Annotated in this window: 20 protein-coding genes; 8 read left to right on the forward strand and 12 right to left on the reverse strand. The window is 71.4% G+C overall.

Annotated features, from left to right (window positions below; all coding sequences use genetic code 11):
- Positions 1 to 61: 61 nt before the first annotated feature.
- From ACQUFX_RS00900 to ACQUFX_RS00935, 8 genes are all read right to left on the reverse strand, one after another.
- Positions 62 to 952, reverse strand: coding sequence for a hypothetical protein (locus ACQUFX_RS00900; protein ID WP_428964125.1), 891 nt, complete (start codon positions 950 to 952; stop codon positions 62 to 64).
- Positions 953 to 965: 13 nt separating this feature from the next.
- The gene (locus ACQUFX_RS00905; RefSeq protein WP_428964126.1) at positions 966 to 1,769 is read right to left on the reverse strand and encodes a hypothetical protein; all 804 of its coding nucleotides are present in this window, start codon (positions 1,767 to 1,769) and stop codon (positions 966 to 968) included.
- Positions 1,766 to 2,143: a hypothetical protein gene (locus tag ACQUFX_RS00910; protein ID WP_428964127.1), complete on the reverse strand. Its 378-nt coding sequence runs from the start codon at positions 2,141 to 2,143 to the stop codon at positions 1,766 to 1,768. The genes ACQUFX_RS00905 and ACQUFX_RS00910 overlap by 4 nt, the downstream gene beginning before the upstream one ends.
- Positions 2,140 to 2,478: a hypothetical protein gene (locus ACQUFX_RS00915; protein ID WP_428964128.1), complete on the reverse strand. Its 339-nt coding sequence runs from the start codon at positions 2,476 to 2,478 to the stop codon at positions 2,140 to 2,142. The genes ACQUFX_RS00910 and ACQUFX_RS00915 overlap by 4 nt, the downstream gene beginning before the upstream one ends.
- Positions 2,475 to 2,882 carry a hypothetical protein gene (locus ACQUFX_RS00920; RefSeq protein ID WP_428964129.1) on the reverse strand — a complete coding sequence of 136 codons (408 nt, stop codon included), beginning with the start codon at positions 2,880 to 2,882 and terminating at the stop codon, positions 2,475 to 2,477. Before ACQUFX_RS00920 ends, ACQUFX_RS00915 begins: the two co-directional genes overlap by 4 nt.
- Positions 2,879 to 3,067 carry a hypothetical protein gene (locus ACQUFX_RS00925; RefSeq protein ID WP_428964130.1) on the reverse strand — a complete coding sequence of 63 codons (189 nt, stop codon included), beginning with the start codon at positions 3,065 to 3,067 and terminating at the stop codon, positions 2,879 to 2,881. Before ACQUFX_RS00925 ends, ACQUFX_RS00920 begins: the two co-directional genes overlap by 4 nt.
- Before the next feature lie 129 nt (positions 3,068 to 3,196).
- Positions 3,197 to 3,448, reverse strand: coding sequence for a helix-turn-helix domain-containing protein (locus tag ACQUFX_RS00930; RefSeq protein WP_428964131.1), 252 nt, complete (start codon positions 3,446 to 3,448; stop codon positions 3,197 to 3,199).
- Complete coding sequence (locus ACQUFX_RS00935; protein WP_428964132.1) at positions 3,445 to 3,642, reverse strand: helix-turn-helix domain-containing protein; 198 nt, start codon at positions 3,640 to 3,642, stop codon at positions 3,445 to 3,447. Before ACQUFX_RS00935 ends, ACQUFX_RS00930 begins: the two co-directional genes overlap by 4 nt.
- A gap of 158 nt (positions 3,643 to 3,800) precedes the next feature.
- Here ACQUFX_RS00935 and ACQUFX_RS00940 point away from each other — a divergent pair, with 158 nt between their 5' ends.
- Positions 3,801 to 4,166, forward strand: coding sequence for a helix-turn-helix domain-containing protein (locus tag ACQUFX_RS00940; protein WP_428964133.1), 366 nt, complete (start codon positions 3,801 to 3,803; stop codon positions 4,164 to 4,166).
- Here the strand turns inward: ACQUFX_RS00940 and ACQUFX_RS00945 are convergent.
- Entirely contained in the window at positions 4,157 to 5,497 is a 1,341-nt protein-coding gene (locus tag ACQUFX_RS00945; RefSeq protein ID WP_428964134.1) for a tyrosine-type recombinase/integrase, read from the reverse strand. The genes ACQUFX_RS00940 and ACQUFX_RS00945 overlap by 10 nt on opposite strands.
- Before the next feature lie 537 nt (positions 5,498 to 6,034).
- Between ACQUFX_RS00945 and ACQUFX_RS00950 the strand changes: the two genes are divergently transcribed.
- Positions 6,035 to 6,832: a hypothetical protein gene (locus ACQUFX_RS00950; protein ID WP_428964135.1), complete on the forward strand. Its 798-nt coding sequence runs from the start codon at positions 6,035 to 6,037 to the stop codon at positions 6,830 to 6,832.
- A 177-nt stretch (positions 6,833 to 7,009) separates the two neighbouring features.
- The gene (locus ACQUFX_RS00955) at positions 7,010 to 7,714 is read left to right on the forward strand and encodes a hypothetical protein (RefSeq protein ID WP_428964136.1); all 705 of its coding nucleotides are present in this window, start codon (positions 7,010 to 7,012) and stop codon (positions 7,712 to 7,714) included.
- A 187-nt stretch (positions 7,715 to 7,901) separates the two neighbouring features.
- On the opposite strand, the gene ACQUFX_RS00960 is transcribed toward ACQUFX_RS00955, so the two are convergent.
- A complete protein-coding gene (locus tag ACQUFX_RS00960) occupies positions 7,902 to 8,507 on the reverse strand; it encodes a DNA polymerase beta superfamily protein (protein WP_428964137.1) in 606 nt (201 codons plus the stop codon).
- A gap of 1 nt (position 8,508) precedes the next feature.
- Entirely contained in the window at positions 8,509 to 8,931 is a 423-nt protein-coding gene (locus tag ACQUFX_RS00965; protein ID WP_067367428.1) for a phosphatase domain-containing protein, read from the reverse strand.
- Positions 8,932 to 9,211: 280 nt separating this feature from the next.
- Between ACQUFX_RS00965 and ACQUFX_RS00970 the strand changes: the two genes are divergently transcribed.
- The 5 genes from ACQUFX_RS00970 (at position 9,212) to ACQUFX_RS00990 (ending at position 14,086) form a co-directional block, all read left to right on the forward strand.
- Positions 9,212 to 10,270 carry a dipeptidase gene (locus ACQUFX_RS00970; RefSeq protein WP_428964138.1) on the forward strand — a complete coding sequence of 353 codons (1,059 nt, stop codon included), beginning with the start codon at positions 9,212 to 9,214 and terminating at the stop codon, positions 10,268 to 10,270.
- Positions 10,271 to 10,299: 29 nt separating this feature from the next.
- Positions 10,300 to 11,916 carry an ABC transporter substrate-binding protein gene (locus ACQUFX_RS00975; protein ID WP_428964139.1) on the forward strand — a complete coding sequence of 539 codons (1,617 nt, stop codon included), beginning with the start codon at positions 10,300 to 10,302 and terminating at the stop codon, positions 11,914 to 11,916.
- A gap of 93 nt (positions 11,917 to 12,009) precedes the next feature.
- The gene (locus tag ACQUFX_RS00980) at positions 12,010 to 12,888 is read left to right on the forward strand and encodes a hypothetical protein (RefSeq protein ID WP_428964140.1); all 879 of its coding nucleotides are present in this window, start codon (positions 12,010 to 12,012) and stop codon (positions 12,886 to 12,888) included.
- Between the two features lie 5 nt (positions 12,889 to 12,893).
- Positions 12,894 to 13,109, forward strand: coding sequence for a tautomerase family protein (locus tag ACQUFX_RS00985; protein ID WP_428964141.1), 216 nt, complete (start codon positions 12,894 to 12,896; stop codon positions 13,107 to 13,109).
- Entirely contained in the window at positions 13,106 to 14,086 is a 981-nt protein-coding gene (locus ACQUFX_RS00990; RefSeq protein WP_428964142.1) for a D-2-hydroxyacid dehydrogenase, read from the forward strand. Before ACQUFX_RS00985 ends, ACQUFX_RS00990 begins: the two co-directional genes overlap by 4 nt.
- Before the next feature lie 164 nt (positions 14,087 to 14,250).
- Here the strand turns inward: ACQUFX_RS00990 and ACQUFX_RS00995 are convergent, their stop codons facing one another.
- On the reverse strand, positions 14,251 to 16,413 hold the full coding sequence (locus ACQUFX_RS00995; RefSeq protein WP_428966818.1) for a thiamine pyrophosphate-dependent enzyme: 2,163 nt from the start codon (positions 16,411 to 16,413) through the stop codon (positions 14,251 to 14,253).
- Positions 16,414 to 16,456 lie beyond the last annotated feature (43 nt).

A 16,456-nucleotide genomic window follows, 5' to 3' on the forward strand; every position in this document is an offset into this window, starting at 1 on the left:
TCTGAGAAGGTCACCGCCCGGCCCGAGGCGGGGAAGGGCCCCGGGCCGGACAGTCACCCGCTCAGGCCGCGGCCTGGCCGGTGAGCTTGGCGAACAGCTCGGCCTGCTCCGGGCTGAAACCCGCCGGAGCCGCCGCCGGAGCGGGCTGCTGCGGGATGGGCAGCGGCTGCTGCACCGGGGCCGGCTGCTGCACCGGGGCCGGCTGCGGCATCGGCTGGACCACCGGCTGGGCCGCCGGGACCTGCTCCGGGGCCTGCTGCTGCGGGGCGGGCGGCGGCTGCATCACCGTGCCGGGGTACGCCTGCTGCGGCACCGGGGCCGCCCCGCTGGGCCGGATGTACTCCACCCGGTACTGGTTGGCCGGGTTCATGTTCGGCACCGGCCGCTGACCCACCAGGGTCACCCGGATCGCGGCCCCGGCCTCCGGGGCACCCGCCGGGGCACCCGCCTCGGCCATGGCCCGGGCCAGCTCGTCACGCGCCTGACCCTTCACCCACCAGGTGGCGACCCCCTCGGGGTGCTCCGGGCTGGGCTGCACCTGCATCGGCACGACCATGACCAGCTTCGGCCGGCCGTCCCGGTAGGTCTGGACCTGCCCGGCGTTGTTGGTCTGGTGCCGCACGTCGGCGTTGGTCACCGGCCGCGCCACGATCCCCGCGAACGAGGTGCCGATCGGCTTGCCGTTGAACTTCCAGGCCGCACCGCCGCCGCTGCTGGGCTGCCCGAAGAACCCGTCCAGGGTGCCCGCCGCCGGGGGCGGGGTCGCCGGACCGGCCGGGAACTGCTGCGGCACCTGCGGGGCGTACTGCTGCGGGAAACCCCCCGCCGGGTAGCCCGGGGCCGCCGGGTACTGCGGGGCCGGAGCGGCCGGGTACGCGGGCTGCTGCGGGTAGCCCGGCTGCTGCTGAGGGAACTGCGGCATCATCGGCTGAGTGGGGTACTGAGGCTGCATCGCTGTCTCCTTGTCAGGTGGTCGGACCCGGGCACCCGGGGCCGTTGTCGCGCTTGGACTGAGGTCGGTAGAAGGGGCAGAAGAAGCAGTTGTCGTCGTCAGGGGAAACCGGGACGTCAGTGAACTTCGTCGATCCGTTGAGGATTTCCTCCGCCATTGCCTTGCGGCGGTCGGTGAGCCGGAACACCTCCTCGATCAGGGCGTCGTCCTGCGGCCCCGTCGCCCGCTCCCAGACGTAGAGGCCGTCCAGGCTGGCTGCGGTGCGGGGGTAGGCGGCCAGCGCGACGCGCGTCACCGGCAGCCCGAGAATGCGGTAGCCCTTGCCGTAGAGCAGGAGCTGAATCTGGTAGTGAGCGGGCGGTCCGGAACTGCTGCGGACCTTCGCCATGGACGACTCACCGAGGATCTTGTGGTCGACCACGGACTTCTCCACGGCGTCGTACAGGTCGGCGGTCCCGGGGTGCTCCGGGTGCGGCACCACCCGCTGCTCCGCCAACCACCGGGGGAAGTCCAGCGCGGCGTTGGCGGCGGTGAAGGCGTCGGCCAGCCAGGCGTGCACCGCCGTGCCGATCACGCTGGCCCACGGGTCCACCACGTGATTGGTCACCGGCAGCCCCGCCAGCTTCCCGACCACCTGCCGGTCGCACGGCACCCCCAGCTCCGACGGGCCGAGGTGACGCTGCCGGTTGCGGGCCGAGCCGTTGGCCTGGTCCACCACCACCCGCCGGAGTTCCGAGGCGTACCGGCTGGCCCAGGGCGTGTTGCCCCCGAGCCGGGCCGGGGCCGCCTTCATGAACTCCTCGACGCTGACGGTCATGACGGGTCGCACCGGTATCCAGGGCAGCCAGCCACAGGTCCGACCCGGTGACCGCAGTCACCCGAGGCCCAGGGGGTATCGAAGTTGTGCGGCTGGTTCGCGTTGGGGTGGAGCAGGCAGTCAGCGCCGTGTGTGCACTCCTGCTCGGCGAGTGCGTTGTGGAGGAACTTGCGGACTGCCGGGTGTACACCGTCCCCGGGGTCGAAGGTGAGGTCACCCGCGTCGATGACGGCCTGCACGAGGACGCTGATCGAAGAGGTGACGTAGCGATGCTCGGCGAGCTGAATCCGCAGGGCCTCCAGCGCCATCGGGCTGAACTCCGACCGGAGAGCAGCGACCAGCGCGACGTACGAGGGTTGGGTGTTCTCGTTCACGGCTGGATCCCCCGCAGGTCCCACTTGCCACCCTTGCGGGCGTACCGGACGTAGACCTCGGGCATCTCCGCCTTGAGCGCCTTGGTGTCCAGCCGCCAGCTATCCACGTACGTCAGCCGCAGCGGCTGGGCCAGGGACCCGTGCGCCACCTCGATGCGCTGCACGTCCGGCAAGGCGGTGGTCAACTCCGCCTTGATCGCGTCGGTCACCGTCTTCAGCCGTGCCGCCGCCTCGTCGGCCGCCGGCTTCAGCACCGCGTACGCCGCCAGCAGGTCGTCCAGCCGGCTCCCCGGCGCCACCTCCGCCTGCGCGGTCGGCCAGGCCGGGGCCGTCACGCCGCCACCTCGCCGACCAGCGGAGCGAACGCCTTCAGCGGCAGCGACCCGGGCCGCACACCGATCCTCTGCGTGGTCTCCGTCTTCGCGGCCGACCCGAACGTCGCCAGCACGCCCCTGGCGAACCGCTCGACGCTCGGCCAGTGCCAGCCGTGGCAGTGTGTCCGGTTGTGCTCCCGGTTGGCCTGGTTGTCGACACGGGCGTGGTCGGCGGGCTTCGGGCAGGCCGTCACGGCGCCCGCCGCGCACTCGTCCCGCCAGCAGGCCGGCAGCGTCGCCCGGTAGCCGCTCGACGCGGTCACCTCGAACCGCACCGGGTACACGCCGCGACTGGACACGGACAGAACCTCGCGGACCAGCACGAACGCGAGCCCCTTCGGGTGGTCGAAACGCTTCTCGGTCACTGCTCCTCCAGGTGGGGGTGGTTGAGGTCGTTACGCAGCTCGGCGAGCACCTCGGCCGTGTCCGGACGAACGGCGGGGATCACAGCGGTGGGCGCGTCAGCCGGCCGGCGGGCGGTGGGCCACCAGTCGGGGCCGACCTTCCGGACGGTCTCGGGACGGTGCAGCCCGATGTACGCCCGGTTCACGGGGTCACCGCCTCGGCGACCGCGTGCCACTCGGCGGAGCGACGCAGCACGATCAGCGCGGCCACCAGCAGGTCGGTGCCGTGGAACGGAATGCGGACGATGTCGGTCACGGAAGCCCTCTCGGTGGTGTCAGGCGGCGCGGCGCCGCTGCTGGCGGCGGGCGACCCGCTCGGCGGTCTTCGCCAGGTCGCTCGATCGCTGGCTCGGCACCGTCATTGCGTCGATGAAGGCGGCGAGCTGGGCCTCGGTGAAGTACCTCTCGCGCCCGATCCGGACGTGGTCGAACTGCCGAGCCCAGGACCTCTCGCGCAGGCTGCGAAGCGAGATCCCGAGCCGCTTGGCGACCTCCGGGAACGGGTGGAGGGTGGGCAGGGTGGTCATCGCGTCTCCCTCGCGGTGACGGTGTGGGCGTCGATGTACTCGCGGTAGCCGCTGAGCGGGACCCGGTAGGACCCGTTCGGGCCATCCGTCTTCGTGGCTCGCAGAGCGCCCGACTGGATGTAGCGGCGGACCGTCCACTCGGAGATCCGCAGCAGGTCGGCAACCTCGCCGACGGTCAGGTGCTGCTCTTCCACGTGTTTTCCTCCCGGCTGTTCAGAGTTGCAACGTGCCGTGCAGAGAGCACGTTACAGAGCTTTACGACTCTGCACAACTCTGAGCACAGGAGGGTGGCGTGTGCCGCCATCCGGGCAGGGGCTATGTCCGGATCGGTAGGCCGTGCTACAACCTGCACGTGACTAAAGAGGCTGTGGCGTACCAACTCTGGGCGGCCGTCGAAGACGAACGGCTGAAGAGAGGGTGGACAGCCGTGCGCATGGCGGAGCATCTCGGTCTGCCCCGAAACACGATCAGCCGGCTGAAGACCTCACCCCGTCCGCCGCACGTCGGCACAGTGCACACCATCGCCGACTCGCTCGGGATCGACCGCGAAGAGGCCGAAGAGATGGCCGGGCTACGCCCCCCGACATCAGCCCGTACCGGTGCCGTCAGCGTCCGTGAGGCTATCCAGCGGGACTGGTTCTACACCGAGGAGCAGCGGCGGGCCATGCTCGCGATAGTCGACGCCTTCGACAGGGACAACGGCGGCCGTCAGGACTGACGGGCACCCTTCCGCGCATCCGCAACCGCGTCCACCGCAGCGTCGATCGCCTGCGGCATCAGGTCCCCGTAGATCTCGCTCGTCGTGGCGAGTTGCTGGTGTCCGAGCAGCCGCGAGATGGCCAGCGGGGTCATCCGGGGGTCGCTGAACAGCCAGCTCGCATACGTGTGCCGCAGGTCGTGCCACGAGGGGGCCTGGTGGAGCACATCGGCGCATTCGCAGGTCGACACGGAGCCCGGGGGAGGGCCATAGTGGGCCGCGCACCGGGTGGTACCGACCACAACTCGGGAGCCGCATGGCTCACCGGCCCAGGTGGTCCCGCCGTAGTCGCGGCACCGGCCGCGTGCGCCCTCGAGGTGCTCTCCGTCGCCGACCGGGGGATGGGTGGCACACAGGCGGGCCCGGCGTAGGGCCGGCTTCCACACCTGGTCGTAGAGCACGTCATAGCTCAGGGCCTGGCCGTCATCGTTGCGGAAGAGCAGCGTCTCCGGGGGCTGCCCGTCGACGAGCTTGGTGAGGGCGGCGTACAGGTCCGCGCCGATCGGCAGCACCCGCCGGGCCCGGCCCTTCGTGGTGCCGAGATACCGCTTGCCGTTCGCCTCCTTCCAAGCCCGCCACACCCGGATCCGAGGCCCGGCGGTGGCGGTGGCCGGAACGAGGTGCATCGCGGCGAGCGCGGTCACCTCCGACCAGCGCATCCCCGTCTCGATGATGCAGTCGAGTAATTCGTGCCACCGATCGGCGAACTGTGCGCGGAGCAGCTCGAACTCGGTGGGGGTGAGGTAGACAGCACGATGGCCGGCGGTGCCGTCATCGTCGTCGGCGACCTGGTCCCGGACGAAGTCCGTGCCGTGGCACGGGTTCACGCTGAGGTGGCCGTGGCGGACGGCGGCGCCGAGCGCGGTGTGCAGCAGCGAGTAGTACCGGGTGACCGTCTTTGGGCCCATCTGCGTGCGCAGATCATTGAGCCAGCGACCGATCAGCACCGAGGTGATCTGCGACAGCGGCAGGTCGCCGAAGGCCGGGTATATCCTGTCGCGGAGCTGTTGCTCGTACCGCTCTCGGGTGCCCGGTGTGATCCGGGTCTTCGACGGGAGCCACTCCTCGCACCAGGCCCGCAGCGTGATACCCACGGGGGTATCGGTGTCCCCCGGTACCGGGATGCCCATGTCGGCGTAGACGCGGTTCGCGGTGATCCGGGCCCGGTGCCCCTCGACGATGGCGCGCGCCTGCTCGGCGTACTCCTCGGACGGCCAGGTGGTGTACTGCTTGCGACCCTCGTGTCGCCAGACGACCCGCCAGGAGTCGCCGCGCTGCTCGATGCTCGCCATGGGGACAGATCATGGTCCCCATGGGGACAGTCGTCCAGTTTCCGCGCGGGTTTTGCCGTTACGGAACGTGCTGAATGCACGTACCACTACGAGGTCAGAGCCCTTACGGGCAGGTCAGGGCCTGAGTCGCCGATCAACTCATAATCCCTCGGTCGCGGGTTCGAGTCCCGCCCGCCCCACCAGGCAAAACCCTAGTTCCGCGATCGTCCGGGGAGCTGTTCGGCCAGGGCGAGGAACACGTAGGAGTTCGGGACGGCGGCGGTGTCGACGGCCGGCAGCGCGATCCGCAGCCCGGCTCGTCGGAACGCGCGCCGGTGTCGTTCACCTGGGAATCCGAGGGGTCGCGGCCCGGAGTCGCCCGTCCGGCCCGGTGGGCACGCGGGCCCCGGACGCCGTCCGGCTCCGGCCGCTGGACGTCCGTACTGTAGGCGGTACGGCTATCGGTCGCCGTGGATCGGTAACCGGCCGGGGGTCGGGTGGCCGGGTGTCCCAACGGTTTCCCAGCCGGATCCCAGACCGGGCCGGTTCACTGCCGGCATGAGACGTTTCCGCGCATTCGTCGTCGGGGCGGTGGCGGCGGTCGTCGCCGTCGTCACCGCCGCCGCACCGGCTGCGGCCAGGCCCGACTGCGACGTACCCGTACCGCCGCCGATCTGCAACCCGATCGAGGACCCGCCGCCGCCGGAGGGCAGCGACAAGTCGCCCACCGGCCGGGTCGAGTCGTACGGCTTCGCCAACGGCGCCTTCCACGTCCGGGGTTGGGCCCGGGACGTCAACGGCGGGCCGGTCACCATCTGGGTCAACGTGGACGGGCCGTTCGTCGGCGGGTACCCCGCCGGGTTGTGGCACGCCGGTCAGGGGGCGAACGTCGGCTTCGACATCACCGTCCCCGCACCGTCGACCGTCGGCACCCACCGGGTGATGATCACCCTGGTCAACGTGCCCGACGGCACCGAGCCGGCGGCGCCGTACTCGAGCATCCTGAACTACCTGACGTACACGGTGGAACCGACTCCACCGGCGAACCTGAGCCTGACGCCCGTCGTCGTCAACAGCCGGGACGCGGTCGTCGTCGGCTTCACCGACCTCTCCACCGCCGAGGAGGGCTACTCGATCACCTACGACTGGATGGTGCGGCGGATGAACGACGACGGACACTGGGTGCTCACCCCCGAGTCGCGCACCGTCCACGTCGGCCCCAACCCGGGGACGGGCTGGTACACCCACACGGTGACCGGACTGGTGTCGAACACCTTCTACCGCTTCTACGTCCAGACGAAGGAGAACGGGCGGCTCTCCACGCCGACGACCGGCGGCGTGTCCACCCTCGACTGACCCGGCCGCCGGCAGGCTGGTCGGTGCGGTCGCTACCCACGGCCGTACCGGCCGGTCGCCGTCGGGTCCCACCACCGTCCGGGGCGGTGGCGCCGGTCGATGGGAGACTATCCTCGGACGGGGCGCCCGGGGCGACCGTACGCCCCCGGTCACCACGTCGAGCGGCGGAGGGCGGCGGTGATGGTCGAGATCCCCGGTGCGCGCGCGGAGTTGGAGAACGCGTTCCGGATCCTGTACGCGAACATGCTCTACCTGGCCAGGGCCCTCGAACCGGACCAGGAACCCGACGACGCCCTGCTGCCGGAGCCGGCCGTCCTCGACCGGCGGGAGCCGCTGCGGCACGCGTACCAGGTGACCCTGAGCCTGCTCGCGACGAAGCAACCCTGCGCCGCCCACGCGGTCGACCGGGGCGGCCTGCTCCTCGCCGAGGACGGCTGGAGCGTCGAGACCGCCACCGGCCCGACCGGGAGACGCGCCGTCGGCCGCCGCGACGGATTCGTGATCACGGTGAGCGCCCCTGACGGGGAGCACACGGCCTGCCGCCTCGGGGAGGGCTTCGCCATCACCGGCGAGACCCCGCACGTCCTGCTCCACGAACCCGTGGAGTTCGTCCCGCCCGAGCCCTGCGTGACCGCCGAGACCCTGCCGGCCGGGGCGCTCCTGTGCTACGAGTGCGACGGCCTCGGCTGGTGCCCCTGTTGCCTGGGGCGGGGCTTCGTCCTGGACGACGACCGACGTCGGCAACGGTGTCCCTGCTGCTTCACGAGGCAGGTGTGCCTGATCTGTGAGGGGGCCGGTCTCAAGTGGATCCACATGATGAGCTGGTGGGCCCGTGAGCAGTATCCCGAGCTGCGGCAGGACCGGCCGGAGGGTGGCGGGTAGGCGGCCGGCCGGAGCGCCCCGGCCGGCCGCGCGCCGACGACTGCCCGAGACGACGACGGAGCCGGCACCGGGGCGGGTCGGGCCAGCGACGACACGGCCGGTCAGGCCGGCTCCAGGAAGGCGCGGCGGACCCGGTGCAGCCACGCCTCGACCGTGGCCCGGTCGGGTTCGGCCGGCAGCGGTGAGGTCACCGCGTCGAAGCGCGGGCCTCGGCGGCGGCGAGCGCCGGGCGGGCGGCCTCCGGGTCCGTGGCCACCGCCTCGCCGAAGTCGAGGTACCGCCGCGGGTCCGCGACCCGGATCGGCAGGGTGCCGGTGGCGTAGAGGGCGAAGCCCTGGTCGAGGAGGCGGAGCAGGTGCCGGCCGTGCTTGGCCTGCCGCCTGCGCATCTTCGACTGGAACCGGCCGGTGGTGACCAGCCGCTTGAGCTGGGCGGTGGCGTACCCGAAGTAGGCGTCCCGGACGCGGCTCGCGGACAGGAACGCGGCCCGGATGTCGATCATCTCGGCGCCGAGGGGGCTGCGGACCTCGTACAGGTCGTCGGGGAGCCAGAGGATCTCGGTGACGGTGGGGTTGCCGGCGAGCAGCAACGTCGCCGCCTTCGCCGCCTCGTGGTACGTGACGTCCGGGTCGTGCCGCACGATCGAGGCCTCGCGGCCGGTGGGCGGGGTGAGGCCGTGGAAGGCGACGGTGGGGGCGGCGTAGACGCCGAGGCGGTCCACGTCCGAGTCCGTACCGGCGAGCCCGTACGCGGTGGAGCCGACGATGCCGCAGAGCAGCAGGTTGGGCACCACGTCAGAAGTCTCCCTCGGCGACCTGGAGGCAGGTGAGGCCGAGGTCGTGCCGCCACATGTGGACGACCTGGTCCCGGTCGTCGATCACGAAGGCCACCTGGTAGCGGTCCTCGACGAGGGTACGGTACATCTCCGCCTTGACCACCGAGTCCTTGCGGTTGTCCTGGTGGGGGCGCATGTGCAGTTCGTGGTACGGGACGTGCTGGGCGTCGAGCCACAGCTCGGTCTGCCACCGGCACACGTCGTCGCGGCCGGTGAGCAGGATGACCCGGTGCCGTCCGGCGGCGGCGATGGTCTGGACGAGCTCGACGACGGCGGGGTTGGGCCGGTCCTCGCCGACCCGGGACCAGTCGTACGGCGAACGGTCGCCCCGGTGGGCGAGGGTGCCGTCGATGTCGACGAGGACGGCTCGGGGCAGGGTCACGGCGGGCTCCTCGGGTACGCACGGCGGTCACCGGCGTCGCTCATGATGGCCTACCACGCGGGCGTCGGCGGCCCCGGCCGGTCGGGTCGGTGGCCCGGTGTGCCACGGACCCGTCACCGCCGTGTTTCCAGCCGATCTCAGTCCGCAACAACAGTCACCAGGAGCGACGAATTTCGTAGATCCTAAAGAGTTCTACGACGATTTCGTCAACTCTATGGACATGAACTGGCGTTCCTCGTAGAGTCCCAACATCTTCCGATCCCGTGATCCTGGAGATGATGTGAACACTGCCGCCGCGGAAGCCACCACCCTCTCGGCAACCGAGCTGCACGCCGCCGCCACAGTGGTGGACGGCAGCACGGTCATCGAGCTCAGCGACGCCCACCTCGACCGGATTCGGCGTGGTGGCGTCACCGCCGTCAACCACACCGTCACCAAGCCGTACGTGGACACGGCCACCGCGTTGCGACAGGTCAACCGGTGCCGCCGGTGGATCGACGAGCACCCCGACGACGTGCTGCTCGCGCTCACCGTGGCCGACATCGAGCGGGCCAAGGCCGAGGGCAAGGAAGCCGTCATCCTCGGTCCGCAGGACACCGAGATGATCGGTGTCGACCTCGACCTGCTCGGCACCTTCTACGACCTGGGCATCCGGGTCCTGCAACTGACCTACCAGCGGCAGAACCTGCTGGGGGCCGGCTGCGGCGAGGAGGTCGACCCCGGGCTGACCCACCGGGGTCGGGCCTTCGTCGGGGCGATGAACGAGCTGGGCATCCTGGTCGACGTCTCGCACTGCGGCGAGCGCACCGGCCTGGACGCCATGGAGGTCTCCGAGACCCCGGTGGTGGTGACGCACTCCTTCTGCGACGTGCTCTCACCGCACATCCGGGCGAAGTCCGACGCCTTCCTGCGCCGCCTCGGCGAGCAGGGCGGGGTCATGGGCATCACCACGCTGTCCGGATTCCTCTACTACCCGGACGCCCCGTCCCGGCGTCCCGACCTGACCCGCTTCGTCGAGCACGTCAAGCAGGTGGTCGAGGTGACCGGCGGCGTGGAACACGTCGCCATCGCCACCGACTACGACGAGACGTGGACCGAGCCGATGCGGATCGCGCAGTTGCAGTCCATCGCGCGGTCGACGTCCAAGGAGCAGCAGAACCTCCTCGGCGACTTCGGCTGGAACGAGCGCCGGGCGATCGGCATGGACGACGCCTCGGACTTTCCCAACTTCACCGAGGCACTTCTGGCCGGCGGCTTCACGCCGGACGAGGTGACCAAGGTTCTCGGCGGCAACTGGCTTCGGGTTCTTGGGGAGGCATGGAAGCCGGGTGACCGGTAAGCGCCGCATCGTGACAGGCAAGGAGACCCATGCGAACTCGACTTTTGACCAGAGTGCTGGCGGTGGGCGTCGTGGCGGCGCTCGCGGCCGGCTGCTCCGGAGGTGGTGAACCTCCGTCCACCGACACCGGCGACAGCGGCAACGACGGCCTGATGGCCAGTGTCCGGCTGGAGGACGAGGCGCAGCCCGCGGGCAGCCCGAAGTCCGGCGGCCGGCTGCGCATCATGATCCGCCTGGACGCCAACGAGCTGGACCCGCACAAGATGTCGGAGACCTCGGCCTTCGTCATCAACGAGCAGATCTACGAGTCGCTGGTGCAGTCGTACCGGGGCGAGATCAAGCCGGCGATCGCCGAGTCCTGGGAGCAGAGCGCCGACGGGCTGACGATCACCTTCACGCTCCGCGACAACGCCTACTTCCACAGCGGGCGCAAGGTGACCGCGGCGGACGTGAAGTACTCGATCGAGCGGATCAAGGACCCGGCGACCCGGGCCCCGCGCGCCCGCAGCTACGAGGGCATCACGTCGGTCGAGGCGGTCGACGAGCGGACCGCCGTCTTCACCCTCGCCAAGCCGAACGCGGCGATCCTGACCCTGCTCTCCACCGCCGCCTCGTCCGTCGTGGACAAGTCGGTGGTCGACGCCGAGGGCGGGCTCAACGGTGACGTCGACGGTGGCAGCGGCCCGTTCAAGCTGGCCTCCCGGGTCACCGGCCAGGCCATCAAGCTGGACAAGCACGACCGGTACTGGGAGTCCGGCGTGCCGTACCTCGACGGGCTGGACTTCAGCTTCAACCCCGACGACAACGCCCGCGCCGCGGCGGTCCGCAGCGGTACGGTCGACTTCCTCTGGCGGCCCGCGCCCGAGTTCATCGACGCGCTCAAGCGCGACGAGGCGCTCAAGTGGTACGGCGGCTCCGGCTCGCTCTCGCTGCACCTGCGGCTGAACACCTCCAAGGCCCCGTACGACGACGTGAAGGTCCGGCAGGCGATCTTCCTGGCGCTGGACCGGCAGGAGATCCTGAACGTGGCGAACTCCGGCTTCGGGACCGCGCTCAACGCGGGCTACCTGCCGCCGGACCGGTTCGGCGCGCTGACCGAGCCGGTGTACGGCCAGCCGGACATCGAGAAGGCCAAGACGCTGCTGACCGAGGCGGGGTACCCGGACGGCTTCGAGGCGAAGCTGATGGTGATCGCCACGTCGGCGTTCCAGGTGCGCTCGGCCGAGGTGGAGCAGCAGCAGCTCGCCAAGATCGGCATCAGGGTGACCATCGAGTCGGTCGAGTCGACCATCGCCGACACCCGCACCAAGTCCGGTGACTTCGACATGTACCAGTCCGGGTTCGGCCTCACCTACGACCCGGACGAGCGGTTCACCGCCAGCTTCCTCGCCAACGGCGGGCTGAACTACGGCAACTGGAGCGACCCGGAGTACGAGAACCTGGTCGTGCAGGCCCGCTCGGAGCTGGACAAGGACAAGCGGGCCGCCCTCTACCAGCAGGCCGAGAAGATCCTCGCCGAGCGCGGGCCGGTGGCCATGACCTTCCTCAACGCCGACTACGACGTCGTGCAGAAGGACGTCATGGGCTACCGGGGCGACGCGACCCCGACGTACCGGTTCTACCGGAACATCTGGCTCGACCGCTGACCAGCGGTGGTGGGGGCGTCGGGTGCCCGGCGCCCCCCACCATCGCTCCCCCGCCGGCCCCCGGCCATCCACCCCGTGACGAAAGGCAGGTCAATGTCGTCCGTACCGCTGACCGAGCGCTACATCATCGCCGCCCGGCTCAAGGGCTACCTCAACAAGCACGCCGAGTCGGTGGCCCTGCTCACCGAGGCGTTGGAGCTGGAGCCGGGCAGCGCGCGACTGCTGCGGTTCCGGGGGCACCGGCGGATCTCGACCGGTGACTACACCGGCGCGGTCGAGGACCTGCGCGCCGCGGCCGACCAGCTCGCCGACGTCGAGGACGAGTACGAGATGTACCAGCCCGAGGTCGAGAAGGACGTGGTCAGCCTGATCCTCGGCCGGCCCGAGCAGGTCCGCCCGCAGCACCTCACCGACACCATGGCCGCGCAGGACCCGGCGGCGCTGGACCGGTACCTGACCACCCTGCACACCGGCGTCTGGTACCACCTCGGTGTCGCCCAGTACCTGCTCGGCGACTTCGAGGGCTGCCTGCCCAGCTTCCGGGCGGCCGAGCAGTCGTCCCGGCACCAGGAGGGCACGGTCGCCTCGCAGGACTGGCAGTACATGGCGCTGCGCCGCCTGGGCCGCCCGGCCGAGGCCGAGGAGGTGCTCGACCGGTTCCGCGCGATCGCCCTGGTCGAGGAGGACCACCTGGTCGGGTACGAGGGCCGGATGCGCCTCTACACCGGCGAGATCAGCCCGGAGCAGCTCTGGGCGATGTGCGACAACAACAGCCTGCGCACCGTCACCCAGGGCTACGGCCTGGGCAACTGGCACTACTACAACGGCGAGATCGACAAGGCCCGTGAGGTCTTCGACGGGGTGCTGGCCACCAACGTCCGGCACGCCTTCGCCTACCTGGCCGTCCAGGCCGAGTACTCCCGCAACCCCGACTTCGCCGGCGTCGCCGCGACCGCGAGCAAGGAGAACTGAGGACCATGGCCATCATCCGTGCCGAGATCAGCCCGCGTGACCAGGAGACCAAGGACGCGATCATCGCCGAGCTGACCGACGTCCTGGTCAAGTACGGCTCCCCCCGGGAGAACACCCACGTCCTGCTCTACGAGGTGTCCCACGACAACTGGGCCAAGGGCGGCCTGTCGTACACCCGGCGGGCGGCGCAGGCGCAGGCTCAGGCCAAGGAACCGTCGTGACCGTCGCCGGTCCCGGCCCGCACGTCCTGCTCACCCCGAACCTGGCCGGGCTGCTGCCGCAACTGCGTGAGCGCTACCCCACCTGCCGGTTCACGGCGGTGGCCGACGACGAGCCGGCCCGCGAGGAGTACCTCGACGCCGAGGTGATCCTGCGCAGCGCGATGAACGAGGACCTCTTCGACGTGCTGCTCAGCAAGTGCCAGGGGTTGCGCTGGGTGCAGATCACCGCCGCCGGCTTCGACTGGGTGGGCGGCGACACCTGGCACCGCCGCCTCGACGAGGGGCTGATCTACACCCGTTCCCCCAACTCGTACAACGTGCCGATCGCCGAGTACGTGGTCGGCGCGGTGCTGCTGCACGCCCGCGCCTTCCCGGAGTACGCGGCGGCGCAGCGGGACCGCGAGTGGATCCGGGTGGTGGCCCGGGACGTCATCGGCAGCACCATGCTGGTCTTCGGCACCGGGGCGATCGGGCGGGAGGTGGCCTGGCGGGCCCAGGCCCTGGGCGTCACGGTGATCGGGGTCAACCGGGCCGGTACCCCGGCCGAGGGGTTCGAGCGGGTGGAACCCTTCGCCGGGCACCTCGCGCTGCTGCCGGAGGCCGACTCGGTGGTGCTGGCCATGCCGCTCACCACCGAGAACCGGCACTTCTTCGACACGGACCGGTTCGCCGCCATGAAGGAGTCCGCGGTGCTGGTCAACGTCGGCCGGGGCGCGCTGATCGCCGAGGACGCCCTGGTCGACGCGATGCACGCCGGCCGGATCGGCGGTGCCGTGCTCGACGTGTTCGAGCAGGAGCCGCTGCCGCCGGAGAGTCGGCTGTGGGACCTGCCGCGCACCACGCTCACCCCGCACACGTCGTTCCGGGGCGACGGCAACCTGCAACGCCTGTACGCCGACTTCTGCGCCAACTTCGACCGGTACCTGGCCGGCGCGGAGCTGCTCGGCACCAAGCGGCAGCCGGAACTCGGCTACTGACCCCCGGCTCCCGCCTCGGCGGCCCGCGTGCTCCGGCACGCGGGCCGCCGCCGTCTCCGCCGCTGCCACGCTCGCTGCCGGTGCCGTGCTCGCTGCCGGTGCCCGCCGACGCCAGGTGAGAAGGGGACCCTTCTCGACCGTATGCGTTAAGAGGGGGCCCTTCCTTACCCGAGCAGCGCTCGGGCGGCGGTGAGGACGTCGGGGTCGCGCAGGAGCACCCGGTCGGCGGCGGGGCCCAGTGGTACGTAGCTGTCGACGCTGGTGACCCGGGCGATCCGGCCGGCGAAGCCGCCGTCGACCAACGCGGTCACCACCGCCTCGGAGACCCCGCCGCTGCGGCGCGTCTCGTCCACCACCAGCACCCGGTCGACGCCCTTCAGCGCGGCGTGCAGGCTCTCCGTGGGCAGTGGCGCCAGCCACTGGAGGTCGACGACCCGGGCCTGTACGCCGTCGGCGGCCAGCGCCCCGGCCGTGCGCAGGCTCATCGGGACACCGTTGCCGAAGGTGACCAGCGCCAGGTCGCCGCCGTCGCGGACGGTACGCACCTCGCCCAGCGGGGCCGCCGGCCAGTCCGCCGGTACGGCGTACGGCGCGAGCCATCCGCCGTCGCCGTCGGTGTGCAGGTCACGCTGGTGGTACAGGGCGATCGGCTCCAGGAAGACGCAGACCCGACCCTCCTGTTCGGCCAGGGCCAGGCACTGGCGCAGCAGGGCCGGGGCGGTGGCCGGGTGGCTGGCGACGGCCAGGGCCAGCCCGGGGATGTCCCGCAGCACCGCCACCGAGTTGTCGTTGTGGAAGTGCCCGCCGAAGCCCTTCTGGTACGCCAGCCCGGCGATCCGCACCACCATGCCGTTCTGGTACTGCCCGGCGGAGAAGAACCGCAGCGAGGCGGCCTCCCCCCGGAGCTGGTCCTCGGCGTTGTGCAGGTACGCCAGGTACTGGATCTCGGGGACGGGCAGGGTGCCGGCCAGCGCTCCGCCGAGGGCGACGCCGAGGATGGTCTGCTCGTCGAGGAGGGTGTCGAAGACCCGGTCGGCGCCGAACGCCTTGCGCAGGCCCCGGGTGGCGCCGTACACGCCGCCCTTGCGGGCCACGTCCTCGCCGAAGACCTGGGCGGCCGGGAAGCTCAGCAGCGCGTCGTGCAGCGCGGCGTTGATCGACTGGGCGAGGGTGAGCGGGCCCCGGTGCTCGGGGAGCTTCCCGCCGAAGACCCGCTCCCGGCCGACGCCGGCCCGGCGCGCGGCGGCCCGGACCTCGGGGACCCGGCGGGCGGTCAGCGGCGCGGTCACCGCCGCCGCGCTGTCCAGCCGCTCGACCCGGCCCAGCAGCAGGTGGGCCTGCTCGGTCACCAGCTTGCGGGCGTGCTCGTACCGGTCGAGGGTGTCGGCGGGGGTGAGGATCCCCCGGTGGGCGAGCAGCGCCGCGGTGGCCAGGATCGGGTCGCGGGCGTGGTCGGCGAGGATCTCCGCGCGGCTGCGGTACGCCAGTTCGGCGTCGGAGCCGGCGTGCCCCATGAACCGGACGGTGCCCAGGTGCAGCACGGCGGGCCGGCGGGTGGTGCGGACCCGGTGCGCCACCTCCGCCGCGGTGGCCAGCAGCCGGGCGGGGTCGGTGCCGTCGGCGGCCACGTACTCGATGCCGGGCAGCGCGGCCAGCGCCCGGCGGATCCAGCCGCGCGGCGAGCGGGTGCTGATGCCGATGCCGTTGTCCTCGCAGACCAGCAGCAGCGGCAGCGGCAGGCCCTGGTGGGCGCACCACCCTGCGGCGTTCAGCGCCCCGGCGGCGGTGGAGTGGTTGGCCGAGGCGTCGCCGAAGCTGGCCACCACCACGGCGTCGTCCGGGTACCCGGTGGGGGTGGTGCCCCGGCCGAGGGCGAAGGCCATGCCCACGGCCCGGGGCAGGTGCGAGGCGATGGTGGAGGTCTGCGGGACGATGTTCAGCGCCCGGTGGCCGAAGACCTTGTGCCGTCCACCGGAGATCGGGTCCCGCCGGGACGCCGCCGCCGAGTGCAGCACGTCGGTGACTCCGGTGGCGCCGGGTACCTGACCGGCGCGGGCCGCGTAGAAACCGCCGGAGCGGTAGTGCAGCAGGGCGGGGTCGGTCGGGCGCAGCGCCAGGGCGACGGCGGCGTTGCTCTCGTGGCCGGCGGAGCCGATCGTGTAGAACCCCTCCCGCTGCGTCTGCAACCAGCGCAGCGCGAAATCGAGGTGCCGGCTCTGCACCTGGGCGTCGAGGTACGCCAGCAGCAGCGCCGGGTCGACGTCGACCTCCGGCGCGACCGGTTCGGGCAGCGGCCCCGTGGACCATTCGGTGAGCCGGCGGACCAGGTGCTCGTCGACGGTTTCCACGGGGGTGCTCCTTGCGGTGGGG

The sequence above is a fragment of the Micromonospora fluostatini genome (genome assembly GCF_050410825.1).
In the GTDB taxonomy this organism is placed as follows: Bacteria; Actinomycetota; Actinomycetes; order Mycobacteriales; family Micromonosporaceae; genus Micromonospora; species Micromonospora rosaria.